Source organism: Marinomonas balearica (genome assembly GCF_004362145.1).
GTDB lineage: Bacteria > Pseudomonadota > Gammaproteobacteria > Pseudomonadales > Marinomonadaceae > Marinomonas > Marinomonas balearica.
In genome coordinates, this window is the sequence record NZ_SNXC01000010.1 from 374,275 (window position 1) to 389,855 (window position 15,581).

At 43.8% G+C, this 15,581-nt stretch carries 11 protein-coding genes; 5 read left to right on the forward strand and 6 right to left on the reverse strand.

Features of this window, described 5'->3' with window-relative positions; all coding sequences use genetic code 11:
* The first annotated feature begins 10 nt into the window (after positions 1-10).
* The 4 genes from DFP79_RS06885 (at position 11) to DFP79_RS06900 (ending at position 4,015) form a co-directional block, all read left to right on the forward strand.
* Entirely contained in the window at positions 11-1,021 is a 1,011-nt protein-coding gene (locus DFP79_RS06885; RefSeq protein WP_013660593.1) for a sialic acid TRAP transporter substrate-binding protein SiaP, read from the forward strand.
* Between the two features lie 9 nt (positions 1,022-1,030).
* The gene (locus tag DFP79_RS06890; RefSeq protein ID WP_013660594.1) at positions 1,031-1,528 is read left to right on the forward strand and encodes a TRAP transporter small permease; all 498 of its coding nucleotides are present in this window, start codon (positions 1,031-1,033) and stop codon (positions 1,526-1,528) included.
* Positions 1,525-2,820 (forward strand): TRAP transporter large permease, encoded by a 1,296-nt coding sequence (locus DFP79_RS06895; protein ID WP_133503190.1) that lies wholly within the window; start codon positions 1,525-1,527, stop codon positions 2,818-2,820. The genes DFP79_RS06890 and DFP79_RS06895 overlap by 4 nt, the downstream gene beginning before the upstream one ends.
* Positions 2,821-3,160: 340 nt before the next feature.
* Positions 3,161-4,015: a shikimate dehydrogenase family protein gene (locus DFP79_RS06900; RefSeq protein ID WP_133503191.1), complete on the forward strand. Its 855-nt coding sequence runs from the start codon at positions 3,161-3,163 to the stop codon at positions 4,013-4,015.
* A 170-nt stretch (positions 4,016-4,185) separates the two neighbouring features.
* Here the strand turns inward: DFP79_RS06900 and pcaQ are convergent, their stop codons facing one another.
* A complete protein-coding gene (gene pcaQ / locus DFP79_RS06905; RefSeq protein ID WP_133503192.1) occupies positions 4,186-5,154 on the reverse strand; it encodes a pca operon transcription factor PcaQ in 969 nt (322 codons plus the stop codon).
* Between the two features lie 298 nt (positions 5,155-5,452).
* On the opposite strand from pcaQ, the gene DFP79_RS06910 reads away from it, so the two are divergent.
* Positions 5,453-7,306, forward strand: a complete 1,854-nt coding sequence (locus DFP79_RS06910) for a bifunctional sugar phosphate isomerase/epimerase/4-hydroxyphenylpyruvate dioxygenase family protein (protein ID WP_133503193.1) — start codon at positions 5,453-5,455, stop codon at positions 7,304-7,306.
* Positions 7,307-7,546: 240 nt separating this feature from the next.
* Here the strand turns inward: DFP79_RS06910 and DFP79_RS06915 are convergent, their stop codons facing one another.
* The 5 genes from DFP79_RS06915 to DFP79_RS06935 form a co-directional block, all read right to left on the reverse strand.
* Positions 7,547-9,124 carry a methyl-accepting chemotaxis protein gene (locus DFP79_RS06915; protein WP_133503194.1) on the reverse strand — a complete coding sequence of 526 codons (1,578 nt, stop codon included), beginning with the start codon at positions 9,122-9,124 and terminating at the stop codon, positions 7,547-7,549.
* Positions 9,125-9,414: 290 nt separating this feature from the next.
* Positions 9,415-10,917 (reverse strand): tripartite tricarboxylate transporter permease, encoded by a 1,503-nt coding sequence (locus DFP79_RS06920; RefSeq protein WP_133503195.1) that lies wholly within the window; start codon positions 10,915-10,917, stop codon positions 9,415-9,417.
* Positions 10,918-10,924: 7 nt separating this feature from the next.
* On the reverse strand, positions 10,925-11,440 hold the full coding sequence (locus DFP79_RS06925) for a tripartite tricarboxylate transporter TctB family protein (RefSeq protein ID WP_133503196.1): 516 nt from the start codon (positions 11,438-11,440) through the stop codon (positions 10,925-10,927).
* Between the two features lie 85 nt (positions 11,441-11,525).
* Positions 11,526-12,521 (reverse strand): tripartite tricarboxylate transporter substrate binding protein, encoded by a 996-nt coding sequence (locus DFP79_RS06930; protein ID WP_133503197.1) that lies wholly within the window; start codon positions 12,519-12,521, stop codon positions 11,526-11,528.
* A 534-nt stretch (positions 12,522-13,055) separates the two neighbouring features.
* Entirely contained in the window at positions 13,056-15,200 is a 2,145-nt protein-coding gene (locus DFP79_RS06935) for a methyl-accepting chemotaxis protein (RefSeq protein ID WP_133503198.1), read from the reverse strand.
* Between the last annotated feature and the right edge of the window lie 381 nt (positions 15,201-15,581).

Genomic DNA, 15,581 nt, shown 5'->3' on the forward strand with positions numbered 1-15,581 from the left:
GGAGATATCTATGAGTAAGCTAAAACATCCCCTTAGATCCACCAAGCGTTGGATTACAGGAACCACCCTTATTGCTTCTGTGCTTTTTGCCCAATCGTCTTTTGCTGCGCCAGAAAAGCTTCGTCTTTCTGCCGCCACTTCCCCTACGGATCAGCGTGCTATTGCGCTGACAGAAGTGTTTGCAAAAGAGATTCAAGATATTACGACCTTTGAGCCTCATTGGAATGCTGCGTTGTTTAAACAAGGTACTGAACTTGAGGCGATGGCGCGTGGTAACTTAGACATGACGATCTCGTCGGCTCAGCAAATTTCTGAGTTTTTCCCTGAGTTTTCTATTTTTACAGCGGGCTATGTAATGCAGGATGCAGAGCATCAGCAACGCGTATTTAACGCTGATTTTATGACGCCGTTGAAAGAAAAAGTAGAAGAAGACTTAGGTGTTAAGTTGCTTTCTGTTATGTATCTTGGTCGCCGCCAAGTGAATTTGCGTACTGATGATGTGATCGAGACTCCTGCTGATTTAAAAGGTGTGAAAATGCGCATGCCAGGTACTGAATCTTGGCAGTTTCTAGGCAACTCATTAGGCGCAAATGCAACGCCTATGCCTTTTAGCGAAGTATATACAGGCCTACAAACAGGCGCGATCGATGGACAAGATAACCCTCTACCTACTGATAAAGATGCAAAATTCTATGAGGTGACTAAGCAAATCGTTTTGACAAGCCACTTGGTGGATTTCAATTACATCGCGATCTCTATGTCTGCTTGGGAAGAGTTCTCTGAAGACGAACAGGCTCGTATTCAAAAAGCGGCTGACAACGCTGCAGAAAGTGCGCGTCAAAAGCAGCTATCTCTTGAAGAAAACCTAGTGCAGTTCTTTAGAGATAAAGGCTTAAAAGTGTACACGCCTAATGTTGAGGCATTCCGTACTCATGTACAGGAAGAGTACTTGAAGTCTGATCTTTCAAAAACCTGGCCGACAGGTATGCTTGAAAAAATCAATGCACTTGGAAGTAAATAGAGGTCTCTTGTGAAACGAGTTTTACGCGTTTTACAAAGTACGGCAGATAACATAGCCGCCGCCATGTTGGCGGCTATGTTTGTTGTGTTTTTGGTACAAATTATCAGCCGATACTTTTTTAATATGCCTTTGGCATGGACGGAAGAAGTCTGCATTACGTTGTGGTTATGGTTGGTGTTTTGGGCCAGTGCTTTTTGTTTAAAAGAAAGAGACCATATCAAGTTCGATGTTCTTTACTCGGTCTCACCACGCAAAGCCCAACGAATTATGGCACTCATTGCTGCGCTTGGAATCGCGGGCGCGATGGCGTATTCGTTTCTTCCAACTTGGGATTACATTAGTTTCTACAAAATCAAGAAAAGTGCGAATTTACGCATTCGATTGAACTATGTGTTCAGCATTTATGGCTTGTTCATTGCTGTAATTGTCATCCGCTATTCGTGGTCAGCTCTGATCCAAGTATTCCCTCGATTACACTCTTTATTTAATGATGAGAGTCCATCATGAGTTTTGAATTTTCCCTTTGTCTGCTGGTGGTTTTCTCTCTCGCGGCGTTTGGAGCACCCATTGCAATTTCAATGATAGTAGGTGCCATCGCGTATTTGGCTGCAAGTGGTCAAGATATTGCGTTAGCGGGTGAGCAAATTATTCAAGGCATATATGGCAGCTTTATTTTGCTTGCTGTTCCCTTATTTATTGTCGCTGCTAATATCATGAATGCTGGGACAATCTCCGAGCGTCTACTGAACTTTTGTGTCGCTGTTGTTGGGCATTTACGCGGCGGATTGGGCCATGTCAATGTCGTTTCAAGTTTGATCTTCTCTGGAATGTCAGGTTCCGCAGTAGCGGATGCCGCAGGCGTTGGCAAAGTTGTTATTGAAATGATGGTCAAAGGCAACCGCTACCCACCCGGGTACGCTGCTGCGATTACTGCTGCTTCTGCGACGATCGGCCCCATCATTCCTCCTTCTATTCCGATGGTTATTTACGCGTTGGTCTCGGATGTATCTATTGGTTATCTCTTTATTGCAGGCTTGGTGCCAGGCTTGTTTATGGGCATGGTGTTAATGGCGTTCAACGCTTATCAAGCTCGTAGGCTTAACATTGCTAAAGAGCCAAGAACGCCAACAAAAGACATCCCAAAAGTCGCTTGGCAGGCTTTCCCGGCCTTAATGATGCCGGCTATCTTGTTGTATGGTATCTACGGCGGGGTAACGACACCTACAGAAGCCGCAGCGGTAGCGGCTGCGTACGCTTTGTTGTTGGCTGCGACCGTATATCGTTCCATCACACTTAAAGAGCTCGCTAATGTCTTTAAGCAAAGTGCGTTGTCGTCTGCTTCCGTCGGTTTGGTTATAAGTGCAGCGCTTATTTTCAATTACATCGTATCGACAGAAAATATTCCTACGGCGGTCGCGAATACATTGGTTGCTTGGGATCTCTCACCTTTGCAATTTATGCTTGCCATCAACGTTTTGTTTTTATTACTAGGGTGTTTGTTGGATACGGCGACGGTTGTGCTTGTTATCGTCCCATTGCTCATTCCTGCGTGTCGGGAGCTGGGTATTGATCTGGTGTATTTTGGCGTGGTGACATTGGTTAACTTGATGATTGGTATGATCACTCCTCCTTACGGCATATTGTTGTTCGTGATTAATGGTACGACTCGTATTTCGCTGGCGGATATTATCAAAGGTGTTATTCCGTTCACGGGTGTGCTGTTGTTTGCACTGGCAGTTATGACGCTCTTCCCTGATTTGATTTTGTTCGTTCCGCGGCTATTTGGCTATATGGGATAACCCCTTAAGTACAGGGACGTATTTTTTAATGTATTTAGGCTCAGCACAAATGCTGGTTTTATTAACAAAACTGTTATTTGTGCTGAGTAATATCCTGAACATTCAGATCAAATCTCTGACACTTCGTTCGCAATCTATTTCTCAAGTAATCCTATATTAACTCATGCATTGTTGTTAATGCGCCTCGGGTAAAATTAGACGATTTTTTGTCCGACTGGCGATATCTTCACATCATAAGACTATGACTTTTTGCATAAATATATAGCGTAACTTTCATGCTTCATTAGAAGGTTATTAGTATAGGATTAATTTGTCTTTCATTATGTAGAGGGAAAAAATCATGCTAAATCTCGGTTTAATTGGTCAGGCTATTGCAGCGTCTCGATCTCCTTCTTTGCATAGGATGTTGGGTCGTCTTAATCAAATACCGGTTGATTACCAGCTTCAAGAGCCTAAAGACAGCTCGGTTCAGGCCTATAGCGTTAAACTGGCTGAGATTCGTTCTAAGGGTTTTGTTGGTGTGAACGTTACCTACCCTTATAAGCAAATTGCGATCGACAGTGCTGATGAAGTAAATGAGGCGGTAAAGAAAGTGGGCGCTACAAATACCTTGCTGCTTAAAGACGATAAAGTGTGTGCTTTTAATACCGATTACACGGGTTTTATTCGTGGTTTTAAGGGGCGTGTGGGGGATCTTCAGGCGGGAAAGGTGTTGATTATTGGTGCGGGTGGCGTCGGTAGAGCGATTGGCTTTGCGTTGTTTGAGGTGGGAGCGACCGAAGTGTTCGTGACGGATCTAAATGAAAAAAGTGCGCTCTCGTTAGTCAACGCGATTAATGACGCAGGCTTCAAAGCGCGTTATGTTGCAAAAGACGATATTCCCGCTGTGGCTAAGGACGTTGATGGATTGGTGAACTGTACGCCAGTAGGTCACTTCAAAAGTTTGGGGATGCCGATATCCGCTGAATTAATTGAAAACCAAAAATGGGCATTTGATGCAGTCTATACTCCGATGGATACTGAGTTTTTGGTTGCTGCTAATAAGAAAGGGCTCAAAATTGTATCGGGTTTTGATTTGTTTTTTTATCAGGGAATCGATGCATTTGAAATTTTCACAGGTGAGAAAATATTGGATGAAAAACCCGTTTTCGATCTGTTTTGCACAAAGTACGATGTAAAAAGTGAGCTTATTTAAGTTACGCCAATTTAAATCTTCATTTTAAATCGTGCTCATTTAAGAGGTCTTGAATTTAGACCTGATTATTGACGAATTTTAAATGTTCTTTGGGGCGTATTGAATATATTCACTGTTCATAATCGAAGGTGAGTATATTCAATACGTCCCAAATGAACTCTTTATGTGATTTATGCCGTTGTCGCGTTAACTCTGGGTTGATGGTCCATAGGGTTGTAGTAATTGTCGAGATTTTTTGCGGTATCTCGAATGGCTTTCATAAAGAGCTTTAATGCCATCGATGGCGTTGAATCTGAGCGCGTTGTTAACCCGACGGCCCCTAGTGTTTCTTTAGTGTCTATTGGTAATTCAGACAAGGCTCCGTCCGCAATTTCACGAGCCACCACGCCACGAGATATGATCCAGACGGCATCGTTGTTACGAATGAACTCTTTTCCGAACGAGTCTGAAACGGTATCGATACGATCATTTAATGCGCCGACACCTTGGGACAGCAGGAAACGATCGACGTAAGGGCCAGTAATGGAGCCTTTTGGTGGATACAAAATGGTGTAATTGGCGATGTCGCTGATATGGAAATCTTCTTTTGATAAAAGAGGATGTTCTGGACGAACGGCAAAAGTGACCTGTTCGGAATATAAGTGTTGAAAAGACAGGCCAGACATCGCTTCGGGAACCGCTAATCGACCGACGACTAAATCCAGTTCGCCTACTCGTAGCTGTGCCATCAATGAGGAGTTCGGACCAGAGACTAAGTGTAAGTGAGCTTCAATGTTGTCGGCTCGAAAACGCTTAACAGATTCAGGCAAAACACTGGTCGCGACGGTCGGCAATACGCCAATGCTGATATGACTTATGCATTTTGTCTTTACTTGAGCAATGTGTTCTGTGCCTTCTCTTAATGCCGCCACGCTGGTGCTGGCGTGCTCCAGAAAAACATCTCCATACGGCGTTAATTCAATGCCTTTTTTGCTTCTTTCTAAGAGTCGGACACCCAAAATATCTTCCAGCTCTTTTAGTTTTTTGGAGACCGCCGGTTGGGTGAGTGCGAGTACATCTGCTGCACGAACCACACTGCCTTGGCGAGTCACTTCTAAGAAACATTGAAGATGACGATATTTAATTCGGTTTTCCATCATAAGGTACTCTCCCGCTATAAGCTTCTTTTTGTTTTTGGCGCTAACGCTGAGAACAACATTTATTACACTCTTTAAATACGCTCTTTGGAAGAGTCTATGTATTCCATTATTGATATGTTTGAGGCTCGTTATTTCATTATTAGGCTCCGCTAAACGCGTATTCTCTGTGCTAGCATCACGGAATAAGGATTTAGCTGAGCTGATCATTTTGTATTTAGATACCAGTTTGGTTATACGAAGCAGTTATAAAAATCGGCGTAAGAGTCATTACGGAACATAGATAATCAAGGCATAGACAATGAAAACAGCGCTCGCAACGGTGACTTTATCTGGCACTTTGAGGGAAAAATTTGAAGCGGCTGCCAAAGCCGGATTTCAAGGTGTTGAGATTTTTGAAAACGATCTAACGCAGTTTGACGGTACGCCAAAAGATGTGCGAAATATGGCGCATGACTTAGGGCTGGAAATTATTGCCTTGCAGCCGTTTCGTGACATGGAAGGTATGCCTGCCGAGTTGCGTAAGCAAAAAGCAAACATGTTGCAGCATAAAATTGAGGTGGCTCATGAGCTGGGCGTAAATCGTCTATTATTTTGCAGTAATGTCCAATCGTATTCTTCTGCGGATCGTGATGTTTGCGCGTCGGATTTGTTTGCGTTGGCTGACATTGCTAAAAAAGAGGGCATCATGCTTGGCTATGAGGCGCTAGCATGGGGTTTTCATATTGCCGATTACTATGATGCCTGGGATCTTGTAAAGCGAGTCGATCACGCTAACTTAGGCATTATTTTAGATACATTCCATATGTTTTCTCGCGGTAATAGTTTAGACGTATTACGAGAGGAAATCCCTCTGAATAAAATTGCTTTAGTGCAGGTGGCTGATGCGCCCAGTTTGCAAATGGATGTGCTGCAATACAGCCGACATTTCCGTTGTTTTCCTGGCCAAGGTGACATGCCAGTCGTTGAGTTCTTGCAGGTTTTGAAAAACAAAGGGTTTGATGACTATTTATCGCATGAAATATTCAACGATGAATTCCGTTCGTCGTCGCCAATGGAAAAAGCAGTAGATGGGATGCGCTCGCTCATTTGGTTGGACGATCAAACGGTTAGCAAGCGAGAAGAGAAGTCAGCCCCCATTAAAGCACCTCAAGTAAAAGACGTCGAGTTTCTAGAGTTTGCCATCGAAGGGGAGGCGGGGGTTGCCTTGACAAATACGCTTGCTCAGTTGGGGTTTCAAGAAACCCACGAGCATCGCTCGAAGAACGTAAGCCTCATGCGGCAAGGCAATATCAATTTGATTTTAAATCGAGAACCCAAAAGTCAGGCTCATGAGCATTTTAAAAAACACGGCGTGTCTGTTTGTGCAATGGCGTTTGCAAGCGACGATGTAAAAGCGACACTGTCACTCGCACAGCGTTATTGTGTGGAGCGGTTTGATAATCAAGCAGGCCCAGGCGAGCTTAATATCCCCGCGCTTCGGGGGATCGGGGACAGTTTAGTCTACCTCGTTCCAGATGACACTACGGTGCGTTTCTATGATGTGGATTTTAAGCCGATTCAGGGCGTGGAAGAAGCGAAGGGCGCTGGTTTAACCCGTATAGATCATATTGGGCAAACGGTTTCAAACACGGATTTTCTGTCGGCCTCGTTCTTTTATAAATCCTTGTTTGGCTTTGATATTGAAGCGAGTCAGGATCTGCCAGACATCCATGGTTTGGTCGTGAGCCGAACGGCATTAAGCAAAGACAAGCAGGTAAGAATACCGCTCAATATGACCAATGCCCGTGAGGCATCCGCGCAACGCTTCATTCATAAATCAAAAGGCTCGGGCGTGCAGCAAATTGCATTTGCGTGTGAAGATATTTTTACTGCCGCTGAAAACATCGATAGCGAGAAGCAATTGCCGATCCCACAAAACTATTATCGAGATATCGAAGCGCGCTTTGGGTTGTCTGCGCAGCAAGTCAATAAACTACAACAACATAATGTTATGTACGATAAAGATGAAGATGGCGAGTTCTTTCATTTTTATACTGAAGAAGTTCATGGTGTCTTTTTTGAAGTGATACAGCGAGTAGGTCACTACGACCGTTACGGAGAGGCGAATGCGTTTGTACGGCTTGCTGCTCAAGCTAGGCAGGAAGAGCGTTAATGATTGACGCGGCTCTTGAATAAGTAGCTCTTAAATAAGCCGCTCTCTTATCGTATCCCTCTAATTGCCTCTTTGGGTGAACCGCAGGTATTTGATTTTTTGGCTTTAAGTGAAGAAGACTCAGCGCAGTCAATGAATTGTATGAAGACTGAGCTGAGCTTCTGAGGTGGTTTTATTAACGCTGTCTTTTAAAAGATATTCGTTTCACTATTGGTGAATTTTAGATTCGTTGTTGTTAGGTTAACGCTTTTTATCCCAAAATTGTTGCGCTAATTCACTGAGGCTAGAGGACAACTCAGAAACCGAGCCTGCACTTTTTACGTTTGTCTGCCCATTTTTTACGTTGGTGTTGGCGGCAGTACGAATATTACTGATCGAGCGGTTTATTTCGTCACTAACGGAGCTTTGCTGATCTACCGCTGTGGCCATTTGAACACTCATTTCCGTGATCTTATTAACTCGTTCGCCTATGCCATCAAACGATTGAGCGGCTTGTTTTGCATGTTCGACGCTTTCCAGTGCTTGGTGGCTGCTTAACTCCATAACAGATACCGCTGATTTTGCTCGCGCTTGCAGTGTGTCTATCATGTTTTGAATATCGGCGGTTGATTGTTGCGTTCGTGCAGCAAGGCTACGAACTTCATCGGCAACAACCGCAAATCCTCGACCTTGCTCGCCCGCTCTGGCTGCCTCAATTGCTGCATTCAGTGCAAGAAGGTTTGTTTGTTCGGCAATGCTGCGGATGACTTCTAAAACATTTGATATTTCGTTGCTTTGGTCTTCAAGTTCGTGGATCACCTGTTTTGCTTTTGAAACTTCACTTTCTAACTCGGATATGGATTTACTGGCTTGAGAAACAATTTTTTGACCCGATTCGGTTTCTTTATTCGCGCTTTCTGACGAGTCTGCAGCATCTTTAGCTCCCGTAGCCACCTCTTGAATACTCGTAGCCATTTCGTTTATGGCAGCGGCAACTTGTTCTGTTTCAGCCTGTTGCTCACCAGTTAACGAGTTGGCTTCTTCAATTGAGGTGAGTAGGCTTTGAGCAACATTATTCAGTTGAGTGGAGGCATCTCCAATTCGCCCGATAACCGAGCTGGTTTCAGCTTGTGCCATGCGCAGTGCGAACTCAAGTTGTCCGAACTCGTCGTGCCGTCCTGTGTAAAGAGACTGGCTCAATGGATTATCGATCTCCTTACAATACTTTTGAATTATGAGTTTCATTGGTGATAACAGGGCAACTGAACCAAGTGTCGTGATTACGCCTGCAACCAACGTCGAAGTAATAATGCCCATCGACATTGAAGGAGACACGACTACGCCAACGGTCAAGCTGGCTAATAGGCTTCCCCAGAGCAATAAAAGAAATTTTGATTGAAGGCTGAGATTGATTTTGGGGAAAATACTTTTTCCGTCTCTTAGCTTGGCATAGGCTTTTTCCGCGGCCTTCACATGCTGTGGCTCAGGCTTCGTTCTTACAGATTGGTATTCGACGACCTTGCCATTTTTTATGATGGGGGAGGCAAAAGCGCTGACCCAATAATGATCACCATTTTTACAGCGGTTTTTTACTAACCCCATCCAAGAACGGCCTGATTTAAGCGTGGACCACATATGTTCAAAGGCGGCAGGAGGCATATCCGGATGACGTACCATATTGTGAGGTTGGCCAATCAGCTCTTCTTCTGTGAACCCACTGATCTTAATAAAGTCAGGGTTTACATAAGTGATGTAGCTCTCAGGGGTGGTAGTAGACAGGATGTTCGTACTGTCTGATAGATCGATATTATGACCTGTGACAGGTAAATTTGTACGCATGCCGCATTTCCTCGTATTTGCCTGCCTATCAGGTATATTCGTAAGTCTTGAATAAATCAAATGAGCAAATAATAAGAAAACAAAATAAAACGGAAGGTATACGAAGGTATACAAAATCAAACGAAAGAAGTGTGATATTTGCGTTGTCTACGGTGTTTAGATTTTTTGGAGATAAGGGGTTTTAGCGTTTCCTTTCTCGCCAATGATTAAACTTTCTGATGAGGAAAGCCAACCACAGCCTATTAAAGCGCGTGGTTGGCTAACGAAGAGATAGTGCTTCAGACGATTTGTTATCGGCGGAAAAGCTTAGGCTTGAGCCACTTTGTCCACAGTGGTGTTTGACTCACTAGGATAAGTACGATGATACTGAACAAGGTTGCAGAAAGAGGGCTTTGTAATGTATTAATGAATAAATCACTTACACTGCCTCGTTCCGTTAATATCGCACGACGCCAGTTTTCATCTGTTAACGAACTCAAAATTACCCCTAAAATTACAGGCCCTACAGGAAACCCGTATAGGCGCATAAAATAGCCAAAGACACCAAAGGCCAGCATCCACCAAATGTCGATAATGGCATTATTGATTGCGTAGGCACCAACAATAGAGAGTAAGAAGATCAGTGGGATCAAAATGCCTTTTGGGCATTCTACGATTTTGGAGAAAAGCTTAATACCTGTTAATCCAAAGATGAGTACGAAGATGTTCGCAAGAGTCAGATTACCGACGGTAAACCAGAACATGTGAGGTTGCTCAAGGAGTAACAACGGCCCCGGGTTTAAACCATGAATAAAGAGCGCGCCGATAAATACCGCTGTCACCGCGTCGCCGGGAATACCTAACGTCAGCATAGGAATGTAAGCGCCGCCGACCGCAGCGTTATTCGCTGCTTCTGGTGCGATTAAACCTTCTTTAGCGCCTTGACCAAACGGTACTTTCGGGTTTTTAGTCGTGCGTTTAGCGTGGTCGTATGCCATTAGGGCGGCAATGTCTCCGCCCGTTCCGGGAAGCGCTCCGACAATGACGCCGATAAAAGACGTTTGCAGACTCAGCGGCATGTATTTTTTGATGTCTGACCATTTTGGAATAATCCGTGCAATCTTCTGTTTAACGACGGCTTTATTCATATGGTGTAATTGATGAAGGGCTTCAGAAATACCAAACATACCGATCATCACTGCGACGGGGTTGATTCCATCCCAAAGTTCGATAACTCCAAAGGTGAAGCGTTCATCTGCGGTCATAGGATCAAGGCCGACTGTACCTATAAGCAACCCGAGAGCGCCTGCAAAAATTCCTCTCGCTAAACTGTTACCTGATAACGATCCAACCAGCATGATGCCTAGTATTCCGAGCATCATGTAGTCTCGCGGTTGGAACGTGATTGCAAACTCGCTGACAGTAGGAGCAGCCAGTGCTAACACAATTATACCGACAAAGCCGCCAACCACTGACATAACAGTAGATAGGCCAATAGCTTCGCCAGCTAACCCTTTTTTCGCGAGAGGGTAGCCATCTAATGCGGTGGCGATGGCGGAAGGTGCTCCGGGTATATTTAATAATATTGCGGTACGAGAACCCCCGTATACTCCGCCCATATACACACCTACCATTAGGCATAGAGCGTAATTTACATCCCATGAAAAGGTAAAGGATATTAGAATCGAGACTGCCATGGTGACAGAAAGACCAGGAATCGCACCGACATAAATGCCCAAAAAGGTGCCTAAGGCGGTAAGCCCCAATAACTCTGGTGAAAGCCATGACATGGCAAAATACGTAAAAGCATCCATTATTTGATTATCTCCATAACGATTTTATTGAGGAGAGAATCTCGCGTTCAGGTACGATGCCTTCGGGTAGTACCACTTGGAAAACGAGTCGGAAAATGATGTATACGACGATCAATGCCAGCAAACTTATGGACAGTGTGTACAGTATGCTGCGACGGTATAAAAATTGAATCGTAACAAATAAAAATGCAAAGCTAGAAAGGATGAATCCTAGACTTTCCAGTATAACGGAGTACACCAAAATCAACGTCATGACGATTGCGACAATGGGTGGAAGGCAGTGATCTTTAAAGCGCATTCCCTCAACTGCGGGAGACTTTAAGGTGTTTAAAAAGGTGATGCAGGACGCCAATATCATGACTGCGGATGCTGCTAAAGGGAATGCCCCCGGGGAGCTTAACTCGCTGAAACCGGATATGTTATAAGCTTGCCAAAAAATATAGACGCTACCTAAAACAAGCAAGAAGCAGAATAAACGTTCGCCTGGTTTGCGAGTTTTTTGAGCAGAAAATTGACTGGACATTGAGACTCCAGAAGAAATGATTAGTAGGGCGTAGCCGTAAATTGAATCACGAACTACGCCCGAAAGGTATTAACTTTTGGAGAGATTACTCAGGCTTTTTAATACCAAATTTTTCAGGTGAGAATTTGCTGAAACCTGCGTTATACACCAACCAAGAAGAGGTTGAACGGTAAGCATCTAGGAAGTAGCGTGCTTCTTCACCTGTGTAGTTCATGATGGTGAAACCACGTTTTTCCATCAGATCAACAAAGTCTGGTTTGAAAGGGGCTTCTTTAAATGCCGCGCTAAGTTTTTGAACGGCTTCATCCGGCGTACCTTTTTTAACAAACACACCGAAGAATGGGCCCCAAGGTAGGTAAGATTTCATTTCAGGTAGCGTGTCAGTGATCGGCGCGACGTCAGGCAGTAATTCATTGCGTTCAACATCAACGGTACTGATGGCTTTCATTCGACCCGCTTTTATTTGCTCGATAGCGGCACCTAGTACAGCAGGCATTACGTCGATTGCTCCACCTTGTAGGGCAGTCAGTGCTGGACCATCACCTTTATAAGGGATGCTGATGTAATCCAGTTTTACTTGAGACTCCAACATAGCAAGTACGATTGATGTTAGGCCACCTTTACCTGTTGAGCCGATTTTTACTTTGCCTGGGTTCGCTTTTGTGTAATCGATGAACTCTTGCATCGTGTCATAAGGCGCATCGTTTCTAGCCATGATCATTGGTGTGCCACGAGCCAGAATGGAGATCGGAATCATGTCACTGTAGTCTAGGTTAGACAGGCCTAAGACTTTATGCATCTGAGGGTTTTCGGCACCCATTAATAATGTGTAACCATCGGCTTTTTTCTTGTTTACGTATTTCATTGAAATCGCGCCAACACCACCACTTTTATTCGTAAGAATAATGTCTTGGCCTAAAGCATCTTCAACATGAGGTGCAATTGAGCGCATAACGGTATCGGTTGAACCACCTGCTCCCCACATGATGACACCCTGAAGGTCTTTGGATGGATATTCAGCAAAACTAGCTGTGGATGAAAGCGATAGTGCTGCGAGTAACGTAATTGTTGTTTTTTTCATTGAAGGGCCTCTCATTGCGTCTTTTTACGGACGGCTTGGCTTAGTTAGTATTTTTATAATAGCGATCAGTATGCACTCAATTTTGGCATTGCATTTGCCAGCCTTTACCACCTTATCGTATGACTTGGTGCAGTGAAAGACAGTACCTATTCCATATATTGCTCATTTTGTGACCATTTAGTTATAGATCGCCAAGCTTTTATACACTTAATTTTGATAAAAAATGAGATAACTGAACCCGAATCAGAACAATAATATAAAGACGTTGTGACTCAGTATGCATATGTACGGATTGCTATTTTCTGCTGCACGAATATTAGCATTAGATAGAAAGTGTTTTAAAGTCACAAGGCGATAGAGTGATCTGATGAAGCTTATTAAGTTAATATTAAGAAGATATTAAGTAGGAGAGGTTAGGGAGTATTCGAGTAAGTAAAAAGAGAAGAGCTAAAACGACTAATACACCCGTTCTGCTCTTCTCACTTGGTAGGTTATTTCTGCTGTAGTGGTAGAAGATTGCACTCGAATCTATTCTTATGCTTTTGAGCTGACTTTGAACTGTCCGACTAAAGAATTGAGTTTCAATGCAGAAAGCCCCATTCTAGATGAACGTCGCTGTAAGTCGGCGATTGAGCGTTTCATTTGATCGGTTGCGACGCTCATTTCATGCGCTGTGTTTGAGTTGGTTTTATTGCCTTCATTGAGTAAAATCATCGCTTCAAAGAGTGAATCTACTAACTCGTAGAGCATGTTGTCTTCGTCGCCTGTATGTTCGTTGGCTTGAAGATTTCGGTCAACGTTAGCCGCGCCTTTTTCCATAAAAGTGACAGCGTTGCGAGTTTCTTCTTGAATGCCTTCCAACATGGTTTGAATCTCTTCCGCTGCCTCAGCTGTTTTTGAGGCTAAGCTTCTTACTTCATCAGCGACAACTGAAAAGCCTCGACCATGTTCTCCCGCTCGGGCGGCTTCAATTGCCGCGTTTAATGCCAGTAAATTTGTCTGATTGGTTATGTCGGAAATGGTCGTAATGATCCCGGCAATTTCGTTGGTTTTATGGTCGAGGGACTGAACCGATTCTGCTGTGGTTTTTACGACATCACGAATTTCCTGTGTCCCTGTTTTAGCTTCTACTAGTCGCTGTTTCGCTTTAGCAACGACCTGATCCATTGTTTGTTTTAAATTGTGGGCCGTTTGGGAAGCGCTTTCTACTTCGTTCACTTGTCTTTGGAACATATCGAGCATGTTTTCAACAGTCGAAGCAAGGTAATGTGATGCGTTTTTGGCTTCTTCGTTTGTGTTGACCATAAAATGATTGGAGTCTTTTACATTATTGCTCGCGGAAATAACGTCGCCGATTGTATGGTCCAAGTTATCAATGAAGCTGTTCATCCAGCGTCCTAGATCACCTGTTTCATCGTTGCTGAGCTCGCCATCGAGTCGCTGTTGTAAATTCCCTTCTCCTTCTGCGATAGTTTGAATCACTTCAGTCATTTCGTTCATATTGTGGCTGATTTTTTTAGAGCTGAAGTAGTTAAAGGAACCCCCCGCCAAGAGTAAACTAAGAAAGGTGATTACGGCTGTGCTGGTGGTGGAGAGATCCGTGAAATCTTGCAGCCCTAAACAAACAAGAAGTGGGACGCTTGCTGAAAGTAAGAAGCTTTTCATTAGCTTAATGTTGATTGAGCGACGGCGATAAACCTCTTCTAGATCCCCTTCACACATCATACCCCACGTATCCGGGCTGCCTTTTAGTTGAAAGGTAACGCCTTTGCCAATCACTGGAATGTGTCGATAGTCGGAGTAGCCTGGGTAGGTGACGAAAAGGTTTTCACCTCGTCTTATCGTTTCTCTGACGCCTGGGTGCAGTTCTTTTGTCGCTGGGTCTGTGAAACGAATTTCAAATTCCGTGTGGTGTTCGACTTTTACTTGTCCCCAGCGCGTGTTCACTCCGCTTTTAAGGTTTTCACCGTGGCTGAAGGTATTATCTTCAAAGCGTGATCGGGAAAGTGCGGTGCCCGGTAAAATACGGTCATCAAACACTGGATTAACCATAAAGAGATAGTTGTCGCCCGATTCTTTGTAGATATGTCCTGCTTCTCGTTGAATTAAATCTCCGAGTACATCGTTTGGGACGCGCGCGCATATGGCGCCAAGACTCTTGCCATTGTGCTTAATAGGCAAATAAAACATTAAGCTCACTGCATCGTGAAATTGGGAGCTAGAAGGGCCAATTCTCAATGTGTTCTGATCAACGTACGGGCCATGCAAAAAATAATCCTTTATCCCAGCGGATACGGCTTTACTGGATAGGTCTTTGCATCCTACTCGACTTCTTTCTGTTGATTGGATGACTTGCCCTTCGGTATTAATGACAAAATATTCACTCACATCAAGGACAACGTTGAGTCGTTCTTCTAAGGCAGACAGTTCTACTTTTGGATAGCTTTCCGATATTATTTCGAGCAGCACTTCGAGCTGTGACCATTGGTTGTTTACCCATGTATTCAACAGCTTTACTCGCGTATTGGCGATCCCTTCAAAGGTCTTTTCAACATTCTGGTATGTGTCTCGATTCAGGTAACAAGACCGAAAGAGAGAAAAAGCTCCGTTAGCACCAAACCAAGGTAACCACTTAAGTTCTTTTTGAGAAAGAGCCATGTTCTTACTTTTTAAGGTCATTTAAATATGCTCCGTTGCATTTATGTTGCGGTAGATCGTAGTGAGAGTTCGTCGACTTTATTAAAAAAGAGCAATAATTTGGCCAATGTTTGATCAGGATAAAACTTTAGTTTGATGTTCTGCTATCAATTAAAACTAAAAAAGTTCATCCTATCGTTAAGATGATTTTTAGTGATTTATAAAATGGATCTGAAGGTTGTGCTGAACGTTATGAGTAATGTTGGGGCGTGTTTGAGCCCATTATGGGAGCGTTGGTTTGATTTTGGTGCGACAATTTAGCGTCATACACTAAGATTGGAATAGTAGAGCATTACTGAATACACTCGAATTGACAGATGCGTTATGTGAGTGGGCTAGAGCGCCAGTGAGCATCAAATGATA